Source organism: Flavobacterium sp. (assembly GCF_029242675.1).
In the GTDB taxonomy this organism is placed as follows: domain Bacteria; phylum Bacteroidota; class Bacteroidia; order Flavobacteriales; family Flavobacteriaceae; genus Flavobacterium.
The window spans coordinates 1-9675 of record NZ_JAQWTM010000089.1; the positions used below are offsets into that span (position 1 = coordinate 1).

The window sequence follows — 9675 nt, forward strand, 5'->3', positions numbered from 1 at the left end:
GGCATTTCAATATCAAGAAAGATTAGGTCAACATCGTTAACAGACATGCACCCTTTTGCTTCTATTGCATTAGAGAAATCCCCCACCAAGTTTAAACTCGTGTGATTATTTACTAACTTTGCAATGATCATCCTTTGTATGGAACTATCATCTACAACGACACAATTTAGCTTCATAATATTGAAATTTATATTTAATAGTGTAAATTTAAAATAAATATTCTCTTAAAACTAGCGGTTTAAGTGTTATTTTTGCGGTTCAACGATTATATCTAATAAAACATTGGATGTTTAAAAAAAAAGGTTACTTTTGCACCCAAATTAACAATAAAATAAATTTTTATGAATCATTATGAAACTGTTTTCATTTTAAATCCCGTTTTATCTGATGTTCAGGTAAAGGAAACAGTAAGCAAATTTGAAGATTTTCTTACTAGTAGAGGTGCTACTTTCGTATCTAAAGAGGACTGGGGTCTTAAAAAAATGGCTTACGAAATCCAAAACAAAAAATCTGGATTTTACCATTTGTTTGAATATAACGTATCAGGAGAGGTTTTAATCGCTTTTGAAACTGAATTCAGACGTGACGAAAGAGTTATGCGTTTTTTAACGGTAAGTCTTGATAAACATGCTATCTCTTGGGCTGAAAGAAGAAGAGCAAAACTTAAATCTCAAAAAGCTTAATTATTATGGCAACATTACAACAATCTGCTTCAGGAAAAAAAGACGGAGATATCAGATATCTTACTCCTTTAAATATAGAAACTAACAAACAGAAAAAATACTGTCGTTTCAAAAAATCTGGAATCAAATACATCGATTATAAAGATGGTGATTTCTTATTAAAGTTCGTAAATGAGCAAGGAAAAATTCTTCCTCGTCGTTTAACTGGAACTTCTTTGAAATACCAAAGGAAAGTATCTGTAGCTGTTAAAAGAGCACGTCACTTGGCTTTAATGCCGTACGTAGCTGATTTATTAAAATAATATTAAAAATAAAGTTGTTGTCCCGATACTAATCGGGACTAACTTCTATAACAAAGGACAACAACATGGAATTGATTTTAAAACAAGACGTTCAAAATTTAGGATTTAAAGATGACGTAGTAACTGTAAAAAACGGATACGGTCGTAACTTCTTAATCCCACAAGGATTTGCTCAATTAGCTACTGTTTCTGCAAAGAAAGTATTAGCTGAAAACTTGAAGCAAAGAGCGCACAAAGAAGCTAAAGTAGTAGCAGATGCTCAAGCATTAGCTGAAGCTTTAAAAGCTATCGAAATTAAAATTACTGCAAAAGCAGGAGGAGAAAAATTATTCGGTTCAATTACTAACATTGACATCGCTGATGCTTTAGCAAAAGGTGGTCAATCAATTGATAGAAAATTTATTACTTCTGGAATTGTAAAACGTACAGGTAAATATACTGCTAACGTAAGACTTCACAGAGATGTGATCGTTGAATTACCATACGAAATCGTTGCGGAATAATTTATTATTTGTGACTGATTACAGAATCCCGATGAAAATCGGGATTTTTTTTGTTTGATGTTGTTACTACGATCAAAGTAAATAAATCAAATTAACTTTAAATAATTTGGAACAGGATTATTTTGTTCCTCACCATGATATGAAATATACAAGATTAACAAAAGAACAGTTTGAAGAACTAACCCAAGAGTTTACTAACTTTTTAGCAACTCAAGCCATCGATAAAGCGGAGTGGGATACTATAAAAGCAGATAAGCCGGAAGTAGCAGAACAAGAATTAGACGTTTTTTCGGATTTAGTTTGGGAAGGAGTTTTAACGAAAGCAGAATATCTTGAACATTTTTCGAAAAACCATATCTTCCTTTTTCGTTGTTTTGACACTTATGTTAATTCAATTGTACTTAAATCACTAGTGCCTGAAGTTGACTTTTTAACTAAGGATGGTTTACAATGGTTAAGCGACAATATGTTCACAGATACTATCGAAATGAAAACCGGTAAAAAAGAATTTACTGAGGAGCGCAATGGTTCACTCTTCGCCTTAATCCAACAAGGTGCATTTTTAAGTGATGGTCAGTTATATACACAAATAAATACGATTATAGAATCATAGATTGTTTTGGTCGAAGGGTAAAAAGGTTGTTTTAGCAAATGAGAGAAGTTTGCCAAAACAACCTTTTTGTTTTGTCCTCTTTTGCGCAACACTGCTGCTTAAGAATAAATAGGAATTTGCAACGATATTTTCTCGACTAAAAACTACGTCAAATACTGTGTTTTTACGTTTTTATCCACTATTTTTATACCTCAATTGATTGATCTTAATCTATTTTTATGAGCATTTTGAAAACCATCGAAGACCTACGAACATTGCTGAACGAGCATAATTATAACTATTATGTCTTAGATAATCCTACTATATCTGATTATGATTTTGATCTAAAATTAAAAGAGCTTCAAGAATTAGAGAATAGTCATCCAGAATTTTTTGACGAAAACTCACCTACACAGCGTGTTGGAGGAACGGTAACTAAAAACTTTGAAACCATTCCACACGACTACCGTATGTATTCGTTAGATAATTCTTATTCTAAAGAAGATTTAAAGGATTGGGAAACACGAATCCAAAAAGTATTAGGTAATGTCGAATTATCCTATACCTGTGAATTAAAGTATGATGGAGCTTCAATCAGTATTACTTATATTGATGGTAAATTAAATCGTGCTGTCACTCGTGGAGACGGTTTTCAAGGTGATGATGTTACTAATAATATAAAAACAATTCGGTCAATTCCATTAGCGTTGAAAGGAGATTTTCCAGCTGAATTTGCAGTGCGTGGCGAAATTATTCTCCCTTTTGAAGGATTCGAAAAAATGAATCAAGAGCTAATTGAAATCGGTGAAACACCCTATTCTAACCCTCGTAATACCGCTTCAGGTAGCTTAAAGTTGCAAGATAGCGCCGAAGTAGCTAAAAGGCCTTTGGATTGTTTATTGTACTTTTTAATTGGAAATAACCTTCCGTTTCAAACGCAATATGATGGTTTAGAAGCAGCCAGAAAATGGGGTTTTAAAGTTCCAAAAGAAGTTAAGCTAGCGAAAAATCTAGCGGAAGTCTTTGAATTTATTGAATATTGGGACGTCCATAGACATGAATTACCCTATGAAACTGACGGTGTAGTGATCAAAGTAAATAGCTTACAGTACCAAGATGAATTGGGATATACAGCTAAGTCGCCTCGATGGGCAATGGCATACAAATTTAAATCTGAGCAGGTATCAACCATTTTAAATTCGATTTCATACCAAGTAGGACGTACAGGAGCAATTACGCCAGTTGCTAATTTAGAAGCAGTGCAACTTGCAGGCACTATCGTAAAGCGTGCCTCACTACATAACGCTGATCAAATAGAAAAGCTAGGCATTCGCGTAGGCGATACAGTATTTGTAGAAAAAGGAGGTGAAATTATACCTAAGATTATTGCAGTAGACTTAACTAAAAGGAGTTTAGAGTCTGAGCCTACCATTTATATCACGAATTGTCCAGAATGTCAAACGGCTTTGGTGAGAAATGAAGGCGAAGCGAATCATTACTGTCCTAATTTTTATGGTTGTCCGCCACAAATTATAGGGAGAATACAGCATTTTATTTCGCGTAAAGCGATGGATATTGAAGGTTTAGGTGGAGAAACAGTTGCTTTGTTGTACACCAACGGTTTAGTACATAATTATGCCGACTTGTACACTCTCACAGTTGATCAAATTTTGCCCTTGGAGCGTATGGCTCAAAAGTCAGCAGAAAACTTGGTCAAAGGAGTGGAAAATTCCAAAAATATACCTTTTGAACGTGTTTTGTATGCTTTAGGAATTCGTTTCGTTGGGGAAACGGTTGCTAAAAAACTGGCTAAACATTATAAAAATATAGATGGTTTGGCACAAGCAACGGTAGCCGACCTTGTTTTGGTTGATGAAATTGGCGAACGCATCGCGCAAAGTGTTGTTGATTTTTTTGGGAATGCAGCTAATATCGTTACAATAGAGCGCTTAAAAGAATACGGACTTGCTTTTGAAGTTATAGAAAAGATAAATTTGAACGCTACTGATAAGTTATCAGGGAATATATTTGTTGTTTCGGGAGTATTTGAAAAATTTTCTAGAGATGATTTGAAAAAAGCGATCGAAGATAATGGAGGTAAAGTAGGAAGCTCTATTTCTGCAAAAACAAATTTTGTTATTGCAGGGGATAATATGGGTCCAGCAAAATTAGAGAAGGCCAGTAAATTAAATATTCCAATTTTAACCGAAGATCACTTTATTAAAATGCTAAATGAAAAGTAAAATTGCGCTAATTGTTTATGTAATCTCCTGCCTCTTCTGCGTTGTATCGAATACAATTGGCTTTAGAGATGGAATGTTATGGTCTAAAGTGGCCATTGTTCCAGCCGTTGCAGTATATTACTTACTTAAAAGCAATTTTAAAATAAATATTTTAATAAGTGGTGTGTTGCTTAGTTGTTACCTAGGTGATATTTATATTTTGATTAGTCCTAACGATCATACAACAGTAGAGATCTTATGTTTCTTAACTGCCTACCTGCTGCTAGTTTTTTATCTTTTGCCTAATTTTTTAAAAACAAAGTGGAAATACAGCGAAAATGGGAACTTACTGCTAATCACTTCGGTAGCCTTGGCTATTCTAGCGTATTCCATTCTCGCTTTAAAATTTGAGAAAATAGGCATGGGACTTCCGGTGCTTATTTTCTATGGTATCACACTTTCATCCCTTTTACTCATGTCTATTATTGAGTATTTTAGAAGCAATAGCAAGGCTTCCATGCACTTGGTAGTAGCATGCATCTTATTTTATTTCTCAGATAGCTTTTACATTATCACCAAGTTTTATCTTGCTTTTTCAATTTTAGATTTCGCGCAATTAGTAGCTCAGGTGCTGTCCTATTATTTTTTGGTACATTTTTTTATACTCGATGAAAAAAACCGATTAAATTATACTACAATCGATTTCCCTTGAGTCGTTTTACTTTTATCGAAGTCTAAATAAAAGTCAATTCGTCCTAGATTGATTCCGTAGCATCCTACTTGGTTTACAAGTACATCTTGATTATCTAAATTTTTCACAACAGTTGGTTTGTCCAAAAAAGTATGAGTATGACCACCTATTATAAGATCGATATCTTTGGTCAGTGCTGCTAATTTCAAATCCGAAATTTTGTTTGGCTCATTCTTGTAATTGTATCCTAAGTGCGACAAACATATTACAATGTCGCAACCCTGTTCCTTTTTCAAAATACGTACCATTTCCTGAGATGCCTCCACAGGATCACTGTAAACCGTTTCTAGGTACATTTTTTTGTCAACTAGGCCGTTTAATTCAATTCCTATTCCAAAAACGCCCACTTTTATTCCGTTTTTATTAAAAATTTTATATGGTTTTACTAAACCATCCATGACCGTATTTTTAAAATCATAATTAGCTGAAACAAATTCAAATTTGGCGTGGGGCATTTGAGCAAACAATCCTTGCAGTCCGTTATCAAAATCATGATTTCCAATAGTTGAAAGATCATATTGCATCATGCTCATTAACTTAAATTCAAGTTCGCCACCATAATAATTAAAGTAAGGCGTTCCCTGAAATATATCACCTGCGTCTAGCAACAGCACATTAGGATTTTCGTTTCTAACACTTTCGATTAAGGCTGCTCGTCTCGCTACACCACCCATATTTGCGTTTCGGGGATCATCAGCAGGAAAAGGATCAATGTGACTGTGAACATCATTGGTATGCAAAATCGTTAAGTGCTTTACTCCTGAACTTTGAAAACTACTTAAGGAGCCACTAATTCCTAATAATGCAGTACCTGCAGCTGTTTTTTCTATAAAATCTCTTCTTTTCATGTTTGTTTATTTGGAGCTATTTCCCGCTATTTGTTTCAATCTTTTTTATCTTTTTGCAAAAGATAAAAAAGGATTTCCACTGCTATCGGGGCTATAAAATGAGCGTTAGTGTACTAAAATTCGGTTATCAGGAGTCGCGCTAACGGTATCAACCGCTGTGAAATAATCAATTAAAATATTTCTTAACTTATAATTTAAATCATAAGTATGCTCGCCTTTACTAAAAAAGGACATATTATCGCCACCATTAGCTAAATAATCGTTGGTTCCAACATAATACAAGTTGTCATCCATCAACTCTTTTCCTTGAATTAAAATAGTTGTCGCTTGCTTGTTTTTATCAATTTGAAAGGTCAAACCCGCTAAAGGATGCGCTTGTTGTTCTTTTATAAAGTAGGCAATTAACTCACGAATTTGAACACCTCTTAAAGCAATAACGACTAAGCTGTTTTCAAAAGGCATGATTTCAAATGCGTTTCGGGCAGTTACGTTTCCTTTTGGTAAAATGGCTCTAATTCCGCCATTATTAAGGATACAAACAGAAATGTTTTTGTTTTCTCGCTTCTGAAATACTTTATTGCCATAAGCTAAGACAACATCGGCCATCATGTTTCCAATTGGTGACTGTAAGTTCGTCGCTTTTTTGTCCAATGTAAGAGGGCAGTAGGCAAGTACGCTATCAAGATCCTTGTTGATGCGGGTGCGGTACGGAGAAATATAATTCTCGTAGGTAGTTGTAATTGCTGTGTTGTTGTTGGTTTCAGCTGTTTGGGATACCGGAAGTTGTTTTGCCACGACCTTAGTAACACGGTAGGTAGAAGGGCTACACGATTGAATCGAGTAAAATGTTAAGAATATAACAAAAAGTTTGAAAACGTCGTTATACTTTTTTAGATTTACCATTTGGAATGTAACTTAATTAATTAATTTTGTAACCGAGTAAAAATACTATGTTTTTAAATTATATAAAAGACTTTTCTGTAAAAAGAATATTAAAAAATAATTTTCAAAATACTAGGAGTAACGAGGGTTCAGGCGTTATGAAAACAATAGGCTTATTAGTTGATGAAAGTTATTTTTTAGATGCCAAAGCCATAGTAACGTCCTTAGTAGCTAAGGGTATTTTAGAGCACAATATTGAAGTTTTACTCTATAATGACAAAATAAAAAAAAACAAGGTTGATAATTATCCTGTTTATTATGCTTCGGAACTAAATTGGAATGCTACGTTAAATTCCAAAGTGGCAAATGAATTTATGGACAAGGAGTTTGACTTACTGATTAATTATTATGAACTCGAAAAAGTAGCATTAGTAGTTGTTAGTCGTCATTCTAAGGCAAAGTTTACAGTTGGCTTCTCAACAGTTGATAAGCGACTTAATGATTTGATAATTAAAGCTACTGCTGAGGAGCATCTCGTTTTTATAAACGAAACCTTTAAATACTTAAAAATATTAAACAAAATATAATATCATTTAACATGCAATCAATAATTGGTACCGGTGTTGCGCTTGTGACTCCATTCAAAGCTGACTTTTCTGTAGATACTGAGGCTTTACATAGAATAGTGAATTTTTGTATCGACGGAGGTGTAGAATACCTTGTTGTTTTGGGCACCACCGCCGAGAATGCTACCCTTTCTCAAGAGGAAAAAGAACTTGTTATTACTACCGTTGTAGCATGTAACAACGGGAGATTACCGCTAGTATTAGGAGTAGGAGGTAATGATACGATGAAAGTGGTTGCCGAGTTAGAATCAAGAGATTTCTCCGCTTTTGCTGCTATTTTATCGGTTTCTCCTTATTATAATAAACCAACACAAGAAGGGATTTATCAGCATTTTAAAAGAGTAGCTGAGGCATCTCCAATTCCTGTAATCATCTATAATGTTCCTGGAAGAACTTCTAGTAATATGTTGCCTAAAACTGTTCTACGCTTAGCTAATGATTTTAGCAATATTGTGGCTATAAAAGAAGCAGCAGGTGATCTTGTACAAGCAATGCAAATTTTAAGAGACAAACCTAAAGATTTTCTAGTGATTTCAGGTGATGACATGATTGCCTTACCGATGGTTTTAGCAGGTGGATCAGGTGTGATATCCGTAATTGGCCAAGGATTTCCTAAGGAATTTTCAGAAATGATACGTTTAGGACTAAATCGAAAAGTAGATGATGCTTTCAAGAAGCACTACCTTTTAGCTGATTGTATTGATATGATTTTCGAACAAGGTAATCCTGCAGGAATCAAAGAAGTGTTTCAATCACTTGGTATAGCTGACAATACAGTTCGTTTGCCACTAGTTACTGTCGATGAATCTTTAAGCCAGAGAATTGCTGATTTTGTAAAAAACAATGACAAATAGCAACAAAAAAGTAGGCTTTTTTTTAAGCAAAGAAATATTTTGTAGTAGCTAAATTAATACCTAAATTTGCCACCGAAACTTTAGTTGTATTTACTGTGTTTAAAAGTAAGTGAACGAGGTTTTAAAAAAAATAAATAAATGAAAAAAATAGTATCTCTATTAGTTCTTATCGTGTTATTTAGTTCTTGTAATGAGTATCAAAAAGCACTGAAAAACGAAGATGTTGCTGCAAAATTTGAAATTGGTACTAAAATGTACGAAGCTGGTAAATATTCGAAAGCCATTCGTTTATTTGAACAAATAGCACCACAATACAGAGGCAAGCCGCAAGCGGAGAAATTATTTTACATGTTTTCACAGTCTTATTATAAGACTAAACAGTACACTTTATCAGGATATCAATTTGAAAGTTTTGTTTCAGGTTATCCAAAAAGTGAAAAAGTACAGGAAGCGGCTTATTTAGGAGCTAAAAGTTATTCGATGTTGTCGCCTGAATTCAGTTTAGACCAAACAGATACTTTTAAAGCAATAGAAAAATTGCAAAATTTTATTGATACTTACCCTAATTCTGAATATTTAGGAGAAGCCAATGAAAGTATGCGTATTCTATCAGATAAAATAGAAAAGAAAGTCTTTGAAAACGCAAAAGGATATAACACCGTATCGGAATTCAAAGCTGCTATTGTAGCGTTAGATAATTTTATAATCGGTTTCCCGGGTACCAAATTCAAAGAAGATGCCTTATTTTTAAAATTCGATTCAGCTTACCAGCTAGGTATAAATAGTGTACCAGCTAAAATGGAGGAGAGATTAAAAGTGGCAAAAACAGCTTATACAGGATTAATGAAGTATAATGCTGAAACAAAATACAAAGAGCGCGCTAACGAAATGCTAGCTCGAGTTGAAACAGATTTACAAAAATTTACTAAATAATTAAAGTGATGGATTTAAAAAAGACGAATGCTCCAGTAAACACAATAACATACAACAAAACAGTTATTGAAGAACCTACTGGTAATGTGTATGAGGCAATAACCATTATGGCGAAAAGAGCGAACCAAATTAACTCTGAAATCAAAAAAGAATTGACTGAGAAATTAGAAGAGTTTGCTACATACAATGACAGTCTTGAAGAGGTTTTTGAAAACAAAGAGCAAATCGAGGTTTCAAAGTTCTACGAAAAACTACCGAAGCCTCACGCTTTAGCAGTTCAAGAGTGGTTAGATGGTAAAATTTATCACAGAGATTCAAATAAATAGTACTACAATGTCAGTATTAAGCGGAAAAAATGTTTTACTGGGAGTTTCTGGTGGAATCGCCGCTTATAAATCGGCATCATTAGTTCGACTTTTTATAAAAGCAGGTGCACATGTCCAAGTGATAATGACACCTGCTTCTAAGGATTTTGTAAC

At 33.9% G+C, this 9675-nt stretch carries 13 protein-coding genes and 1 pseudogene; 11 read left to right on the forward strand and 3 right to left on the reverse strand.

Annotated elements, in window-relative coordinates:
- Nucleotides 1-176 (reverse strand): annotated as a pseudogene (locus tag P8M54_RS03600) (response regulator); the annotation flags it as partial.
- A 165-nt stretch (nucleotides 177-341) separates the two neighbouring features.
- On the opposite strand from P8M54_RS03600, the gene rpsF reads away from it, so the two are divergent.
- The 6 genes from rpsF to P8M54_RS03630 all read left to right on the forward strand — a co-directional run bounded on the left by rpsF (nucleotide 342) and on the right by P8M54_RS03630 (nucleotide 5014).
- Nucleotides 342-683 (forward strand): 30S ribosomal protein S6, encoded by a 342-nt coding sequence (gene rpsF / locus P8M54_RS03605; protein ID WP_074723697.1) that lies wholly within the window; start codon nucleotides 342-344, stop codon nucleotides 681-683.
- Nucleotides 684-688: 5 nt separating this feature from the next.
- Nucleotides 689-985, forward strand: coding sequence for a 30S ribosomal protein S18 (rpsR, locus tag P8M54_RS03610; protein WP_073017581.1), 297 nt, complete (start codon nucleotides 689-691; stop codon nucleotides 983-985).
- Between the two features lie 65 nt (nucleotides 986-1050).
- Complete coding sequence (gene rplI / locus P8M54_RS03615; protein WP_300285291.1) at nucleotides 1051-1488, forward strand: 50S ribosomal protein L9; 438 nt, start codon at nucleotides 1051-1053, stop codon at nucleotides 1486-1488.
- 139 nt (nucleotides 1489-1627) lie between these two features.
- Nucleotides 1628-2101, forward strand: a complete 474-nt coding sequence (locus P8M54_RS03620; RefSeq protein ID WP_300285293.1) for a DUF6495 family protein — start codon at nucleotides 1628-1630, stop codon at nucleotides 2099-2101.
- Between the two features lie 218 nt (nucleotides 2102-2319).
- Entirely contained in the window at nucleotides 2320-4323 is a 2004-nt protein-coding gene (gene ligA, locus P8M54_RS03625; protein ID WP_300285296.1) for an NAD-dependent DNA ligase LigA, read from the forward strand.
- The gene (locus P8M54_RS03630) at nucleotides 4313-5014 is read left to right on the forward strand and encodes a lysoplasmalogenase family protein (RefSeq protein ID WP_300285299.1); all 702 of its coding nucleotides are present in this window, start codon (nucleotides 4313-4315) and stop codon (nucleotides 5012-5014) included. The genes ligA and P8M54_RS03630 overlap by 11 nt, the downstream gene beginning before the upstream one ends.
- Here the strand turns inward: P8M54_RS03630 and P8M54_RS03635 are convergent.
- Together P8M54_RS03635 and P8M54_RS03640 are read right to left on the reverse strand one after the other, a co-directional pair.
- On the reverse strand, nucleotides 4990-5901 hold the full coding sequence (locus P8M54_RS03635; RefSeq protein WP_300285302.1) for a metallophosphatase: 912 nt from the start codon (nucleotides 5899-5901) through the stop codon (nucleotides 4990-4992). The genes P8M54_RS03630 and P8M54_RS03635 overlap by 25 nt on opposite strands.
- A gap of 105 nt (nucleotides 5902-6006) precedes the next feature.
- The gene (locus P8M54_RS03640) at nucleotides 6007-6804 is read right to left on the reverse strand and encodes a 5'-nucleotidase (RefSeq protein ID WP_300285305.1); all 798 of its coding nucleotides are present in this window, start codon (nucleotides 6802-6804) and stop codon (nucleotides 6007-6009) included.
- Nucleotides 6805-6851: 47 nt separating this feature from the next.
- Here P8M54_RS03640 and P8M54_RS03645 point away from each other — a divergent pair, with 47 nt between their 5' ends.
- The 5 genes from P8M54_RS03645 to P8M54_RS03665 form a co-directional block, all read left to right on the forward strand.
- Nucleotides 6852-7370: a hypothetical protein gene (locus P8M54_RS03645; RefSeq protein WP_300285307.1), complete on the forward strand. Its 519-nt coding sequence runs from the start codon at nucleotides 6852-6854 to the stop codon at nucleotides 7368-7370.
- Between the two features lie 11 nt (nucleotides 7371-7381).
- The gene (dapA, locus tag P8M54_RS03650) at nucleotides 7382-8263 is read left to right on the forward strand and encodes a 4-hydroxy-tetrahydrodipicolinate synthase (protein ID WP_300285309.1); all 882 of its coding nucleotides are present in this window, start codon (nucleotides 7382-7384) and stop codon (nucleotides 8261-8263) included.
- Between the two features lie 138 nt (nucleotides 8264-8401).
- On the forward strand, nucleotides 8402-9196 hold the full coding sequence (gene bamD / locus P8M54_RS03655) for an outer membrane protein assembly factor BamD (protein WP_300285312.1): 795 nt from the start codon (nucleotides 8402-8404) through the stop codon (nucleotides 9194-9196).
- A gap of 8 nt (nucleotides 9197-9204) precedes the next feature.
- On the forward strand, nucleotides 9205-9522 hold the full coding sequence (locus tag P8M54_RS03660) for a DNA-directed RNA polymerase subunit omega (RefSeq protein ID WP_026709525.1): 318 nt from the start codon (nucleotides 9205-9207) through the stop codon (nucleotides 9520-9522).
- 7 nt (nucleotides 9523-9529) lie between these two features.
- A partial coding sequence (locus P8M54_RS03665; RefSeq protein WP_300285318.1) for a flavoprotein occupies nucleotides 9530-9675 on the forward strand: 146 nt, incomplete at its 3' end.